General features: G+C 44.9%; 16 protein-coding genes. 1 reads left to right on the top strand and 15 read right to left on the bottom strand.

Going from position 1 to position 14,345, the window contains the following annotated elements; genetic code table 11:
* Window positions 1-155: 155 nt before the first annotated feature.
* Window positions 156-344: a 50S ribosomal protein L28 gene (rpmB, locus tag MHH79_RS08520; protein ID WP_003221548.1), complete on the top strand. Its 189-nt coding sequence runs from the start codon at window positions 156-158 to the stop codon at window positions 342-344.
* A gap of 72 nt (window positions 345-416) precedes the next feature.
* Here rpmB and spoVM read toward each other — a convergent pair whose 3' ends face one another.
* From spoVM to remA, 15 genes are all read right to left on the bottom strand, one after another.
* Window positions 417-497, bottom strand: coding sequence for a stage V sporulation protein SpoVM (gene spoVM / locus MHH79_RS08515; protein WP_003221545.1), 81 nt, complete (start codon window positions 495-497; stop codon window positions 417-419).
* A gap of 72 nt (window positions 498-569) precedes the next feature.
* Window positions 570-1,214: a thiamine diphosphokinase gene (locus MHH79_RS08510; RefSeq protein WP_251217901.1), complete on the bottom strand. Its 645-nt coding sequence runs from the start codon at window positions 1,212-1,214 to the stop codon at window positions 570-572.
* Between the two features lie 72 nt (window positions 1,215-1,286).
* Window positions 1,287-1,940 (bottom strand): ribulose-phosphate 3-epimerase, encoded by a 654-nt coding sequence (gene rpe / locus MHH79_RS08505; protein ID WP_003232058.1) that lies wholly within the window; start codon window positions 1,938-1,940, stop codon window positions 1,287-1,289.
* A gap of 4 nt (window positions 1,941-1,944) precedes the next feature.
* Entirely contained in the window at window positions 1,945-2,841 is an 897-nt protein-coding gene (gene rsgA / locus MHH79_RS08500; RefSeq protein ID WP_181219149.1) for a ribosome small subunit-dependent GTPase A, read from the bottom strand.
* Window positions 2,842-2,855: 14 nt separating this feature from the next.
* On the bottom strand, window positions 2,856-4,802 hold the full coding sequence (gene prkC / locus MHH79_RS08495) for a serine/threonine protein kinase PrkC (protein ID WP_251217899.1): 1,947 nt from the start codon (window positions 4,800-4,802) through the stop codon (window positions 2,856-2,858).
* Window positions 4,796-5,560: a protein-serine/threonine phosphatase PrpC gene (prpC, locus tag MHH79_RS08490; RefSeq protein ID WP_015383633.1), complete on the bottom strand. Its 765-nt coding sequence runs from the start codon at window positions 5,558-5,560 to the stop codon at window positions 4,796-4,798. Before prpC ends, prkC begins: the two co-directional genes overlap by 7 nt.
* Before the next feature lie 6 nt (window positions 5,561-5,566).
* The gene (gene rlmN, locus MHH79_RS08485) at window positions 5,567-6,658 is read right to left on the bottom strand and encodes a 23S rRNA (adenine(2503)-C(2))-methyltransferase RlmN (RefSeq protein WP_014476780.1); all 1,092 of its coding nucleotides are present in this window, start codon (window positions 6,656-6,658) and stop codon (window positions 5,567-5,569) included.
* 3 nt (window positions 6,659-6,661) lie between these two features.
* Window positions 6,662-8,005, bottom strand: a complete 1,344-nt coding sequence (gene rsmB / locus MHH79_RS08480) for a 16S rRNA (cytosine(967)-C(5))-methyltransferase RsmB (protein WP_340035087.1) — start codon at window positions 8,003-8,005, stop codon at window positions 6,662-6,664.
* Window positions 7,992-8,945, bottom strand: a complete 954-nt coding sequence (fmt, locus tag MHH79_RS08475; protein ID WP_181219145.1) for a methionyl-tRNA formyltransferase — start codon at window positions 8,943-8,945, stop codon at window positions 7,992-7,994. Before fmt ends, rsmB begins: the two co-directional genes overlap by 14 nt.
* Before the next feature lie 4 nt (window positions 8,946-8,949).
* Window positions 8,950-9,432, bottom strand: a complete 483-nt coding sequence (gene def / locus MHH79_RS08470; protein ID WP_015383630.1) for a peptide deformylase — start codon at window positions 9,430-9,432, stop codon at window positions 8,950-8,952.
* A 26-nt stretch (window positions 9,433-9,458) separates the two neighbouring features.
* The gene (gene priA, locus MHH79_RS08465; protein ID WP_251217898.1) at window positions 9,459-11,876 is read right to left on the bottom strand and encodes a primosomal protein N'; all 2,418 of its coding nucleotides are present in this window, start codon (window positions 11,874-11,876) and stop codon (window positions 9,459-9,461) included.
* A complete protein-coding gene (gene coaBC, locus MHH79_RS08460; RefSeq protein WP_251217897.1) occupies window positions 11,873-13,093 on the bottom strand; it encodes a bifunctional phosphopantothenoylcysteine decarboxylase/phosphopantothenate--cysteine ligase CoaBC in 1,221 nt (406 codons plus the stop codon). Before coaBC ends, priA begins: the two co-directional genes overlap by 4 nt.
* 80 nt (window positions 13,094-13,173) lie before the next feature.
* Window positions 13,174-13,377: a DNA-directed RNA polymerase subunit omega gene (rpoZ, locus tag MHH79_RS08455; RefSeq protein WP_003221520.1), complete on the bottom strand. Its 204-nt coding sequence runs from the start codon at window positions 13,375-13,377 to the stop codon at window positions 13,174-13,176.
* Window positions 13,378-13,380: 3 nt separating this feature from the next.
* Entirely contained in the window at window positions 13,381-13,995 is a 615-nt protein-coding gene (gene gmk / locus MHH79_RS08450; RefSeq protein ID WP_003232083.1) for a guanylate kinase, read from the bottom strand.
* A 7-nt stretch (window positions 13,996-14,002) separates the two neighbouring features.
* Window positions 14,003-14,272 carry an extracellular matrix/biofilm regulator RemA gene (remA, locus tag MHH79_RS08445; RefSeq protein WP_003154355.1) on the bottom strand — a complete coding sequence of 90 codons (270 nt, stop codon included), beginning with the start codon at window positions 14,270-14,272 and terminating at the stop codon, window positions 14,003-14,005.
* Between the last annotated feature and the right edge of the window lie 73 nt (window positions 14,273-14,345).

Below are 14,345 nucleotides of genomic sequence, written 5' to 3'. Positions count from 1 at the left end.
CAAGATGTCAAGTGAATTTTCTTGAAAGATGATGAAACAATAGTTGCAAACGTTTTTTAGCTGTGGTAAATTATTTAAAGTATCCATATCGAAAGCATCTAAGATTATATGAATGTTAAAAAGTAGATGTTTTGTGCAAGTGAGGAGGGAAACAAATGGCACGTAAATGCGTTATCACAGGTAAAAAAACAACAGCTGGGAATAACCGTTCTCACGCAATGAACGCTTCTAAGCGCACTTGGGGCGCGAATCTTCAAAAGGTTCGTATCCTTGTGAACGGAAAACCTAAAAAAGTATATGTATCTGCTCGAGCTTTGAAATCCGGTAAAGTTGAGCGTGTATAACAAAATGAACGCCTGCCCCGATATGTGGCAGGCGTTTTTATGTGGTGAAAGAGGGCTTTGAACCCCTGGGCATTAATCTTTTCTAAATGAGCCCAGCATCGCCCGGACAATTCCTCCTAAAAACTTCGGCAATTTAATGGTGTAAAATTTCATTTTTTGTCCCCTCCTATAACGTCCCGTAACCGCCTTGTTCATTGTTTTCAGCAATTGAATGAAAGCACATGCTTAATCCGTGCTTCTTATCATTATTAATATGCCTTTTGCAAACGAAAAAGTACCTCGTGAATGAATGAGTTCGTTACTAATACATAGTGTTGAACCGAGCGTAATATGACAATTATTTAGAGGATATTTAAAACCGGTCAGGGTCAGCTCATGTATGTCTTCGGAAAACGGTATGAAGGAGATATATCGCTTATTTTCATCCTTCTCAATATCATATTCACCAGGAGGGAACATTTGAATATGATTTTGTTTGTCTATCAGCCTAATTTTTATGTTCGTTTTTACACCTCTATACAGAAGCTGAATGTTTCCTAAAAAATGATCAGCTCTGCCGCCTGTAATGCCGAAAATCTGAATAATATCCGGCTGCTTTTCCAGCGCCCAATCAAGGGCGAGGTCTAAATCTGTTTGATCTTTTTCTGCTTGATACACATGAAGGGCGGGAGCGGCTTTTTCTATTCGCCGGCGTTCTTGCTCTGTTATGCTGTCAAAATCTCCGAAGGCTTCAACAGGAATGATCCCGGCATCTAAGAGAGTGACGGTGCCTTTGTCAACACCGATCCAAAGCGTGTGTTCCTCCGTATAGCCGGTTAGATCGGGAATGAGATTTTTCGGGCCTCCCGCAACGATATTAATTTTTTTCATCTCTGATTCCTTTCTCTGCATACAGGAAAAAGAGCTTAGGCTATTGTATGCCCAGCTCTTTTCTAAAGCTGCTTATTTACTTCCTCTGATTTCAGAAATTGCTTTTTTGCGGTCAGACTGGCCATAAACAGCTGAACCGGCAACGAGTAAATTTGCGCCCGCTTCAATGACGAGCGGAGCGGTTTCTTTGTTGACGCCGCCGTCTACTTCAATTAACAGATCTTTTTTTCCTTTTTCATCCGCCATTCGCTTAACCTCTTTTATTTTAGGAAGGACTGAATGAATAAATTTCTGCCCGCCGAAGCCCGGGTTCACCGTCATTAAAAGAACAAGATCGAGATCGTCGAAAACATGCTCGATGACTTGTACAGGGGTATGCGGGTTTAGAACTACTCCGGCCTTCACTCCTTGCTCTTTAATGAGCTGGATGGTACGGTGCAGGTGCGGACATGCCTCAGCATGCACAGACAGGATATCTGCGCCTGCTTTCGCAAAAGCCGGGATATAACGATCCGGCTCTTCTATCATTAAATGGACATCAAGCGGCAGATCCGTTACCGGCCGGACTGCTTCTACAATCAGCGGACCGATTGTGATATTCGGGACAAAATGGCCGTCCATAACATCAATATGAATACAATCGGCTCCGCCTTTTTCTACATCTTTAATCTCATTGCCTAAAGCGGCAAAATCAGCGGAAAGAATAGATGGTGCAACCTTTATCATTATGCTAATACCTCGGCTTTCTGTCTTTAATCTCCGTCATAAATTCAACATAATGGTCATAGCGATACTGCTTTAATTCCCCGTCTTCAACAGCTTGTTTCACCGCACACTTCGGCTCTTTCAGATGTAAACAGCCTCTAAATTTGCATGAAGAGCTTTTTTCTCTGATATCAGGGAAGGTATAGCCCAGCTCTTCTTCCTCAATGTCTGTAAATTCAAGCGAGCTGAATCCCGGTGTATCTGCAACCAAGCCTCCGGACGTGTGAATCAGCTCCACGTGGCGGGTTGTGTGTTTCCCGCGGCCCAAATGCTCGGAAATCTCGTTTGTTCTCAATCCGAGCTCCGGACTGATCGCGTTGAGAAGCGAGGATTTTCCAACACCGGACTGACCGGCAAATACCGTTGTTTTATCATGGAAATGCGGGATGATGTCCGCTAAACTGTCTTGGTCCTTAGAGGAGGTAAGGTATACGTCATAACCAATATTCCGATAGTCTTCTGCATAGGCTTGTATCGTTTCTTCTGTATCTTGATCTTCAATCAGATCCATTTTAGTAATGCATATAATCGGCTGAATATCATTGGCCTCAACGAGAACCAGGAAGCGGTCGAGCAATGCCGTGCTGAAAGAAGGCTGAACCGCTGAGAAAACCAGGACCGCTTGATCAACGTTGCAAATTGGCGGCCTGATAAGCTCGTTGGTTCTTTCTTTAATTTCCATTAGATATCCTTCTTTGTCATTTTCAGCTTGATACACAACGTAATCACCGACAAGAGGGGTAATTTTGTTTTTTCTGAAAATGCCTCTTCCTCTGCATTGTATTACTTTATCTGAATCCTCTGATTCATCCAGTACATAGTAAAAGCCGCTTAGCGCCTTAATAATTTTGCCCTCAGGCATATTTTCCCTCCTTGTTATTCATCTTTCGGATACTCAATGGTTTTGTAGCTGACAACTTTATTGTTTACCATTACTTGATAGTACCCTTTTTGGCCGGGTTCAATCTTTAGTTCGATCGTTCGTTCAGTCGGCTCTTTTATCTTAAATTCTTCGTAAGTGTCAGAGATGCTGTGATCCGCATCGTCAACCGCGATTTGCACTTGAAGCTCGTCCCCTTCATTTTCTGGTTCGTAGGGGATCTTGACCTTTTCTTTCACTGTTTTCGCAGGTTTTTTCTCTGGTCCGAGAGAGAATGTCACTTCAACTTCGTTTCCCGGCTTTACTGCCGTACCTGCTGCTGGTTTTTGTTTGACAACCTGTCCTTCTGGAACATCATCTGAGTATGCTTCTTTTTCTACAAGCTTCAATCCGTTGTCTTCCAGATATCCAGACGCTGCTTCTTTACTGTAGGTTTTCAAGTCTCTAAGCGTAATGTCTTCGGGTCCGATACTGACTGTAAGTTTGACTTGATCTTCACTCGGGACAAGCTCAGTCCCTGCTGAAGGATTTTGGTCTATGACAGTGCCCGCATTTTTCTCGTCATTCACTTCATTTACCGTTACATGTTTAAACCCTTGCTCCTTCAACGCTTTTTTTGCCTGGTCGACCGTTTGGCCTGTCACATCACCGATCTCCGTTTTTGCTTTTCCGGTGCTCTTATAAAGAGTGACCGTGGCGCCTTCTTTGACTGTGGTATCCGCTTTAGGGTCCGTTTTTACCATCAGGCCCTCTTCAATTTTTTCATCTGAGATTTCCAACACCTCGGAATCAACCTGTAAACCTTCTTTTTCCAAGAGCCCTGCGGCTTTTTCGTATTCCATTCCGGAGACATCAGGTATTTTGACATCCTTAGGCATGAAAAGCGACGGAAAAACAGTGACAGCAAGAATTCCAGCTGTGATAAAAACGAGGCATATCGTGAGCAAAACCCACGGCCACTTTTTTCTTTTGCCGTTCTTCTTTGTTTTGTTTTCTTGTGCGGTTGTCACTTCAGCTTCTTTTTCGCCAGCAGCTTTAGCGAGTTCTTCATCTTTAATGATAGGTATCGCTTTTGTCATTTCTTCATCTTCTTGAATCGTAAATCTCTTTTCATTGAGTCTGTCGGCATCAAAAGCTGTTTTTATGTCTGCTTCCATGTCTTCAGCCGTTTCGTAGCGATGAAAAGGATCTTTGGCAGTTGCCTTGAGTATGATGTTTTCAACGCTTTGGGGGACTGATGGATTCCACCTTTTTGTCGAAGGAGTTTCCGCTTGAAGATGCTTCAAGGCGATACTGACTGCTGACTCTCCATCAAACGGAATGCGGCCGGTTAAAAGCTCAAATAGAACGATTCCAAGCGCATAAATATCCGATTTTTTTGTGGCTAAGCCGCCTCGGGCCTGTTCAGGTGATAAGTAATGGACCGAGCCCAGAACTGAATTGGTATGGGTGATTGTGGTCGAACTTAGTGCCGTCGCAATTCCAAAATCCGTTACTTTGATATTTCCCATATGATCAATCAAAATGTTATGCGGCTTGATGTCTCTGTGAACAATCTGGTTTTGATGGGCATGAGCGATGGCTGAGACAATTTGCTCCATGATGTTCAGCGCTTCTTTAGGGTGAAGCGGCCCATTTGCTGTTATGTATTCTTTAAGCGTCATGCCTTCAACGTATTCCATGACAATATAATAAATATCATCTTCCTCGCCCAAATCGTAAATGCTGACAATATTCGGGTGATCGAGGCTTGATGCGGATTGGGCTTCTCTGCGGAAACGCCTGATAAATTCATTGTCATTTACATAGTCAAACCGCAGGATTTTAATTGCGACTTCACGGTCTAGAATGATATCCTCAGCTAAATAGACGTTGGCCATTCCCCCGCCGCCTATAACGCGGAGAATTTGGTAACGCCCGCTGATCCGCTTGCCGATTAGCACTGATCTTCACCCTCTTCAACATGTAAAGCAAGCTCAAGCAAAACTGCTGTAATGTTGTCTTCCCCGCCATTCTGGTTGGCTTTGTCCACAAGCAGGTTTACTTTTTCCTGAGGAGCTGAATCGCTTTGCAGGATGTCTTTTAACTCAGTGCCTTCCACTTTATTCGTCAGTCCGTCAGAACATAGAAGCAGTTTGTCTCCGGGTTCTATATCAAAGGAACGGGTGTCAATGCTGACTGACTGGTCTGTTCCAAGCGCCTTCGTCAACACATTTTTTCGCGGATGATGTTCAGCGTCTTCTCTGGAAATCTCTCCAGTGCGAACCAGTTCATTTACAAGCGAATGGTCTTCTGTCACTTGAACGAAATCATCGTCCTGAAGCAAATAGCATCTGCTGTCTCCGATATGGGCAACAGAAACCGTTTTTCCCGTAAAAAGCGCACATACAATCGTCGTCCCCATGCCTTGGCATTCTTCGTGGGCTTGAGCGTGATCGTATATTTTGCTGTTTACCGAAAGAATCTGTTCAATGAGCCATTTTTCACAATCCGAGGGCGCAGTTGGAATCGTTTCTGCTTCATTCCATTTCTCCCCCATGGCTTTCACAGCCATCTTGCTCGCAACATCTCCAGCAAGATGGCCGCCCATGCCATCAGCGACAACCGCTAATACAAATTCATCTTTCCCCTTGAATATCCCCGCATCATCTTCATTATGCTGGCGGATTTTTCCTGTATCTGTTTTTAAGGCTGTTAACAACCCTCATCACCTCGTCTCGTCTTGACGCTCCTTTGCGCGAAGCTGACCGCAGGCTGCGTCAATGTCATGTCCTTGCTCTCTTCGGATTGTGACATTTACTCCGCGGGATTTCAGCGTTTTTTCAAAAGCAAAAATCTGATCACGCGGTGTGCGCACATAGTCCCGTTCAGGCACGTAGTTTACCGGAATCAAGTTCACGTGGCATTTGACTCCTTCCAGCAAGTCGGCAAGCTCTTCAGCGTGTTCCACCTGGTCGTTTACGCCTCCGAACAGCCCGTATTCAAAGCTGATACGGCGTCCTGTTTTATTAATATAATATTTAACGGCTTCCATTAGATCAGGCAGTTTATATGCTCTGTTAATCGGCATCAAACGGCTTCTGATTTCTGTGTTCGGCGCGTGCAGAGAAATTGCAAAGTTAATCTGCATTTGCTGATCAGCAAATTCGTAAATTTTCGGGATGATTCCACTCGTAGAGACCGTAATATGGCGAGCACCGATATTCAGGCCCTTGTCATGGTTAATGATTTTCAAGAAAGCGAGCATTTCGTTAAAGTTATCAAAAGGTTCGCCGATTCCCATGATCACGACAGAGCTGACGCGTTCATCCGTTTCATCAAGAGCTTTTTGCACTTTGACTACTTGAGCGACAATTTCCCCCGCTTCAAGGTTTCGTTTTAAGCCTCCAAGCGTTGACGCGCAGAATGTACAGCCAATACGGCAGCCGACTTGTGTCGTTACACATACAGAATTGCCATACTCGTGTCTCATTAAAACGGTTTCGATGGTATAACCGTCATGAAGCTCAAACAAAAACTTCATCGTACCGTCTTGAGAGGTTTGTTTAACAGCCGTTTTCAGCGTTGTTAACACAAAGTGAGTGTTTAATTTCTCACGCAGATCCTTTGAGAGGTTTGTCATTTCTTCAAAAGAAGATACGCGTTTTTCATATAGCCATTCAAAGATCTGAGCCGCACGGAACGGTTTCTCTCCGTTGTCTGTCAGCCATTGTTTAATTTCATCTAATTCAAAAGAATAAATAGACGGACGCTCTGTCCGCAATTCTTTTCTTACTTTTGTTTTATTAAGTTCTGCCATTGCTTATCCCTTCTTTCTCATGCTGCAAATAAAGAAACCATCTGTTCCGAAATAATGAGGAAGGATTTGAAGCCTTCCATCCCGAACAAAGGGTCTCACCTTTTCAGGCAGCCGCTTTTCAAGAGACAAATCGGGTTCAAAATCAGGATGTTCTTGTATAAACGCATGTATTACTTCATCATTTTCTGTCCGGTCCATTGTACACGTACTGTAGACAAGAGTGCCACCTTTTTTTACTAATGGAGCGATTTCCCTTAAAATCGACAGCTGGATTTCAGCAAGCCGCGCACTGTCGACAGGCTTTTTCGTGTATTTCATGTCCGGCTTTCTTCTGATAACACCGAAGCCTGAGCATGGGGCATCAACCAATATCCGGTCAAACTGTTCGTTTTCAAACGTTTCCCCCGCTTTTCTCGCATCCATTGTTTCCGCATGAATGATTGTCAGGCCAAGCCGGTCTGCCGCTTCTTTGATTAGCTTCACTTTATGTTTGTGAAGATCAAGCGACGTAACGCTCCCCTTGTTCTTCATTAATTCTGCGATATGAGCCGACTTTCCGCCAGGCGCCGCACACGCGTCAAGCACTGTTTCATCTGACTTAGGGTCAAGGGCGCGGGCGACGAGCATGGAGCTCTCATCCTGGATGGAAACTTCGCCGTTTTGGAAGAAATGAGTTCCGGCAATTGTTCCCTTTAAGAGCTTCACAGCATCTTCAGCGAGGTCGCCTTTTTCAACTTCGATTCCCTCAGCAGCCATTTGGTCAAGCAGCTCAGCTCTGTCTACTTTCATTTCATTGACACGCAGCGTCTGCTTCGGCGGAATGAGATGGATGCGGCAAATCTTTTCCGCAGCTTCAAATCCATACGCATCCGCCCACTCTTTCACAAGCCATTCCGGATGGCTTGTTTCTGTCGCCAGCCGGCGTACAGGATCTTCGATCGAGTCAAAAGATGGAACACCTTCGCGCTGAATAGAACGGAGCACGCCGTTGACAAATGAAGCAATGCCTTTGTGTCCGCGGATTTTAGCAATCTCAACCGCTTCATGGATGGCTGCCCTGTCTGGAATCTTCTCTAAATACTCCATTTGATATAAGGATAGGCGAAGAAGCTGAATCACCCACGGCTTTACCTTTTGAGGCTTATTGATAAACGGTTTAAGCATATAATCAAGCGCGATCTTATTTTGTAATGTACCATAGACAAGTTCAGTCAAAAGCCCTCTGTCCTGATCACTCAGTTCATTTGATTTAATGACCGATTTCAGCAGCAGGTTGCTGTATGCCTGGTTTTGTTCTAATTTGATCAGCGCCTCAAGGGCGATGTCACGAACACTAGTTTTTTTCATTGTTTACTCCTAACACATCACCGGCTTCAACATGAGCGCCTCGCACAAAGTCTTCGCCTTTCATTCGTTTTTTGCCTGCCGGCTGGAGTTCGGTTAATAACAGAGCCGTCTCGTTACCTGTGGCAACGATAATCCCTTCCTTTTCAACCGCAACGACTGTGCCTGGCTCAGCTGTTGTTCGTGCGGGTGTTTTTTTCGATTCCCACACTTTCAAATTTTGTCCATTAAGCGTCGTATAGGCAACAGGCCAAGGATTTAAGCCGCGGACCTGGTTGTAAAGCTCTTCGCCCGTTCTGGACCAATCGAGCAGCTCTTGCTCTCTTTTAATGTTAGGCGCGTACGTCGCTTTCTCTTCATCCTGCTTTTCAGGTGAAATGCTGCCGGCAATGACGTTTGGAACCGTTTCAGACAACAGCTTCGCGCCAGCCGCGCTTAATTTATCGTGCAGTGTTCCGACATTGTCGGTTTCTTCAATATCCACTTCCACTTTTGAGATCATGTCTCCGGCATCCAATTTTTCTACCATATACATAATGGTAACCCCGGTTTTCTTCTTTCCCTGCAGAATGGAATAATGGATCGGAGCACCGCCGCGCAGTTCCGGCAAAAGGGATGCGTGAACGTTAATGCAGCCGTATTTTGGACTGTCGAGAAGCTCTTTAGGCAAAATTTGTCCGAATGCCGCCGTTACAATAAGATCAGGCTTTAATGCCAGCACTTTCTCAATTTCTTCTGTCAATCTAACTTTTTCCGGCTGAAGAACCGGGATGCCGTGGCGCAATGCCTCTTCCTTGACCGGAGGAGGTGTCAGTACTTTTTTTCTGCCCTTCGGACGGTCCGGCTGTGTGACGACCCCCACTACCTCATATCCGTCCTCAATCAGGGTTCTTAAAACAGGAACTGAAAAATCTGGCGTTCCCATAAATACGATTCTCGTCATCAAATCATCCTTCCATATCCGCTAGTTCATCTTCTGTATAGTATTTACTTATTTTAGATGTAAACAACACACCGTCTAAGTGGTCCATTTCATGCTGCACGGCTCTTGCTAAAAAGCCTCGCGCTTCCAGAATGAACGGTTTTCCCTGACGGTTAAACGCACGCACTTTGACATAATCGGCACGTGTGACATCACCATAGACGCCAGGAAAGCTCAAGCATCCTTCAATTCCGGTTTGCTCGCCGCTTTTTTCTAAAATTTCAGGATTAACGAGATCAATTCTCCCTCTGTCATCCCCGATGTCTACAACGGCCGCTCTTTTTAAAATGCCGATTTGCGGCGCTGCCAGTCCGACACCATCCATTTCAAGCATGGTGTCGTACATATCATCAAGCAGTTTTTTTAGCTTTTTATCAAAAACAGTCACGGTTTCCGCAGGTGTTTCCAAAACCTCCGCAGGATGTGTGACGACCTTTTTTACTGCCAATTTGTTACCCTCCAAGACGTGAGATCTTACATCATCATATAAGGATTCATATCAATTGAAATCATTACATGTTTTTGTTCAATTTCGCGTTTATAATGTTCCAGTATCTTCTTCAATAAAGCGGATAACTGGGTTTCCTGTTTGTATTTTATCACGCATTGATAGCGATATCTATCTTTGATCCTGGCTATCGGCGACGCGCTTGGTCCGAGAATTTTCGTGTCAGCTCCGCAGTTTGCTTTCAAAAAATGAGCGATTTTTTCAGCTGTAACCGCTGTTTTCGCCACTTCCTCATGAGAAACAGTCACAAGAGCCAAATAGTAGTATGGCGGATAGGATTGCTCTCTCCTGTGCGCCATTTCATGCTGATAGAACGTTTCATAATCGTGTGTTTTCGTCAGCTGGATACTGTAATGAGACGGTGTATACGTTTGAATGATGACATGGCCGGGCTTTTCATGCCTGCCTGCCCGGCCGCTGACTTGCGTTAACAGCTGAAATGTTTTTTCAGCCGCTCTGAAATCAGGAATATGAAGTGTTGTATCAGCACTTAACACTCCGACAAGCGTGACATTAGGAAAATCAAGCCCTTTCGCGATCATTTGCGTTCCGAGAAGAATATCCGCTTTTCCTTCTCCGAAAGCTGACAGTAATTTTTCATGAGCGCCTTTCCGTGATGTCGTGTCAACATCCATCCGAATCACTCTCGCACTTGGCAGCACCTTTGTCAGCTCTTCTTCCACTCGCTGTGTTCCCGTTCCGAAAAAGCGGATATGCTCGCTTGCGCATTCAGGACAAGTGTGCGGAACAGGCTCTTCATGTCCGCAATAATGGCATTTCAGCCTTTGGCCGTAACGATGATACGTCATGGAAATGTCGCAGTGCGGGCATTGCGGGACATAGCCGCAATCCCTGCACATCACAAAGGAAGAATAGCCCCTCTTATTTAAAAACAGCACCGCCTGCTCACCCTTGGCAATCGTTTCTTCAAGCTTTTCCATCAATTCAACTGAAAACATCGAGCGATTGCCGTTTCTAAGCTCCTCTCTCATATCGACAAGCGAAACCTCAGGCATCACCCGATGGTTAACACGGTGCTTCAGTGAAAGAAGCTCGTATACGCCCTTTTGAGCTCTTGCATATGACTCTAATGTCGGCGTAGCACTCCCTAATACAACCGGGCAGCTGTGATGCTCAGCCCGCTTGATTGCCACCTCTTTCGCATGATAGCGCGGCATTTCTTCCTGTTTATAGGAAGACTCGTGCTCTTCATCGATGATTATCATTCCGAGACTTTCAAACGGAGCAAAAATGGCGGATCTGGCACCGACGACAAGCCGTACTTCCTTCCGGTGGATTTTACGCCACTCGTCATATTTTTCTCCTGTGGATAAACCGCTGTGCATGACTGCCACCTGGGAGCCGAAGCGGCCCTTGAAGCGGTTGACCATTTGCGGCGTCAGCGATATTTCCGGTACGAGGACGATGGCTTCTTTTCCTTTCGCCAGTACTTTTTCAATTGATTGCAGATAAATTTCCGTTTTTCCGCTTCCTGTCACGCCGTGAAGGAGGAACACTTTATGCTCATCGCTGTCCAATGTCTCGCGTATAGGCTCGAAGGCAGCCCTCTGTTCGTCTGTCAGCGGCAGGGGCTCTGTTTTTTTGAACATTTTGTCCTGATAGGGATCTCTGTAAACCTCTTCATAGCTTTCCTTCAAAAGCCCTTTTTGGATAAGGGTTTTGATGGTTGCAGAGCTCGTGTCCGTTCTTTTGCACAATTCTGCCGCAGGAATTTTCACACCTTCCGGCTCAGAGATGAGAAAGTGAAGAATCGCCTGCTGTTTTGCTGCTTGGCGGGACAATCCCTCAGCCTGCTTAGCAAGCTCTTCTTTACTCGCATTTGCCTGAATATGCCTGACCATTTTTTTATTGGTTTTTTGCGCGACTTTATACGTCACGTCAATGTCCCCTTTTTGAACATGCCTTTGAATCAGTTTCAGCGTCTCATGATCGGGTATATCTGAATACAACAGCGTCTTTGTTTCAGAAAACAGCCGTTCCACTTGCGGCGGAAGATCGGCGCCGTGTGCAATTTTTAATTCTTTTTCATATTTCGCCTTTAAGGCGGCAGGCAGCATTGCTTGAAGCGCCGTTATTTTAAAAGACAGCGTTTTGTCTGACAGCCATGATGACAGATCCATAAGCTCCTCTGTCAGAACAGGTGTAAGATCTAATAAATCCTCTACTTCCTTGACAGATTTTCCCGATAGGTCAGATGCTTCTTTGACTGCTGTCACAAACCCTTGAATCTTACGGGGGCCAAACGGAACAATGACCCGCATCCCCGTTTTGATCATGCCCTTGAGATGGTCTGGGATTTTATAATCAAAAGGCCTGTCTATATTTTTGGTGCTGACATCAACAATGACTTCTGCAAAATTCATGAGCGCTCTCCGGTTTGTTTTGAGAGGGCTGCGATCTCCTGAAGGATTTCAAAAGAAACATCGAGCTTAGACATGATCGGAAGTTCGCGTTTATGCCCGTCTTTGAAAAAGATTGTCACGATATTCGTATCAGCACCAAAACCGGCCCCATTTGCCTTCACATCATTTGCCACAATCAAATCAAGGTTTTTAGCGGCGAGCTTTTTACGTGCATAGTGTTCAATGTCTTGTGTTTCGGCGGCAAATCCAACCAAAATCTGCTCTTTCTTTTTCTCGCCCAATTCTTTCAAAATATCGACTGTTCTTTTCAGTTCTAAGGTCATGCCGCCGTCTTGTTTTTTTATTTTATGGTCAAATACTGTTTTCGGCGTAAAATCGGCTACTGCAGCTGTTTTAATGACTATATCGCTTGCGTCATACACAGAGAGCACAGCTTCGCGCATATCCGCAGCCGATTGAACAGGGATAAACTCAGCAAGGCCTTTAGGCTGATCAAGTGAAACAGGCCCAGAAATTAAGGTTACCCGTGCGCCGAGCTGAACAGCAGCCTCCGCTAGTGCGTAGCCCATTTTGCCCGTCGATTTATTGGTAAAAAACCGGACAGGATCAACCGCTTCCCGCGTTGGGCCGGCTGTAATGACCACATGCTTGCCTTCTAAAGGAGCGGATGTTTCTTCAGCAAAATGTTTTTCGGCCAGCTTTACGATGTTTTCCGGCTCTTCCAATCTGCCTTTTCCTACGTAACCGCATGCTAAATAGCCCTCACTTGGCTCAATAAAACGATAACCGTCCTGATAAAGAACAGAAATGTTTCGTTTGACTGCCGGGTGGTCATACATATGAACGTTCATTGCCGGCGCGATCCAAACGGGAGCCGTTGCTGCCAACAATGTTGTCGTCAGCATATCATCAGCGATGCCGTTTGCCAGTTTTCCAATCACATTAGCCGTAGCCGGCGCTACAATAATCAAGTCGGCCCAGTCTGCGGCATCAATATGAGAAATAACGCTTGGATTTTGTTCTTTAAATGTATCTGTATAGACTTCGTGGCGGCTCAATGCCTGAAATGTCAGCGGTGAAACGAATCGGCAAGCGGATTCAGTCATAATCACTTTGACATTTGCTCCTGCCTGAACCAGCTTGCTCGTTAACGCACAGGCTTTATAAACTGCGATGCCTCCGCTCACGCAAAGTAACACATTTCGATTGTTTAGCAATGAATTCTCCCCCTCTGCACTTTACAAAACCGCACGGAAAAAAATAACAACCTACATGATATAGGTTGCTACTTGTGCTACTATTCGCGGTCTTCCTTTTCAAACGAAAGCAGGCCTGCATCAATTTCTTCTAAAGCTTTGCCTACATATTTGTGTGAAATCGTATGTTCAATCATTTGGTCTTTTTTGATTTGCATTTCACGGGCGCGTCTCGCAGAAACAGTCACGAGCGTATATTTTGAATCTAATTTATTCATTAAAGAATCAATTGACGGATCTAACATTGATTATTCAACCTCCAGCATTTTCTTATATCTTGGTGCAACGCGTTCACGCTTCAAATGTTCAGCAAGAACGATTGCTTTGATTTTATCGCAAGCCGTTTCGACATTATCGTTTTCAACGACATAGTCATAAGCATCCATCATTTCGATCTCAGCTTTTGCGGCTTTCATTCGATTTTCAATCAGAGCGTCTGTTTCTGTGCCTCGTGTCACGATTCTGTTTTTCAGTTCAGAAAGGCTTGGAGGCGCAAGGAAAATAAACAGGCCTTCCGGGAAAGCATTTCTCACTTGAAGAGCCCCTTGAACTTCAATTTCTAAAAAGACGTCTTTTCCATCTTGAAGCGTCTGTTCAACATAATCGACTGGCGTGCCGTAATAATTGCCGACATACTCTGCCCATTCAAGCAGCTTGTTGTCCGCAATCATTTGCTCGAATTCGTCTCTTGTTTTGAAAAAATAATCGACTCCGTTCACTTCGCCCTCTCTTGGACTTCTTGTGGTTACTGAAATCGAATATTCAAATTTTGTGTCTTCCTGCGAAAAGATCGCTTGTCGAACCGTTCCTTTACCAACTCCTGAGGGACCTGAGAGAACGATTAATAACCCTCTTTCTTTCATGCGGCAATTACCCCTGCCCTTCATCCATAATTTCTTCTTTAACAGAAAGTCTGTGTGCAACTGTCTCAGGCTGGACGGCAGATAAGATAATGTGATCACTATCCATGACGACAACTGCACGGGTTCTTCGTCCGTATGTAGCGTCAATTAGCATTCCGCGGTCTCTTGCATCCTGAATCATCCGTTTGATTGGCGCAGACTCCGGGCTGACAATCGAAATCATCCGATTGGCGGAGATGATATTGCCAAATCCGATATTAATCAGTTTAATCGTCATCTTCTACGTTCCCCCTGTAAAATAGACGTCTCTAGTTTAGCCTAGTAAGACCGTCTGTAAACAATACGCACAG

This window comes from Bacillus sp. FSL K6-0993 (assembly GCF_037977205.1).
Classification (GTDB): Bacteria; Bacillota; Bacilli; order Bacillales; family Bacillaceae; genus Bacillus; species Bacillus subtilis.
This window is presented reverse-complemented; position numbering and strand designations above follow the sequence as displayed.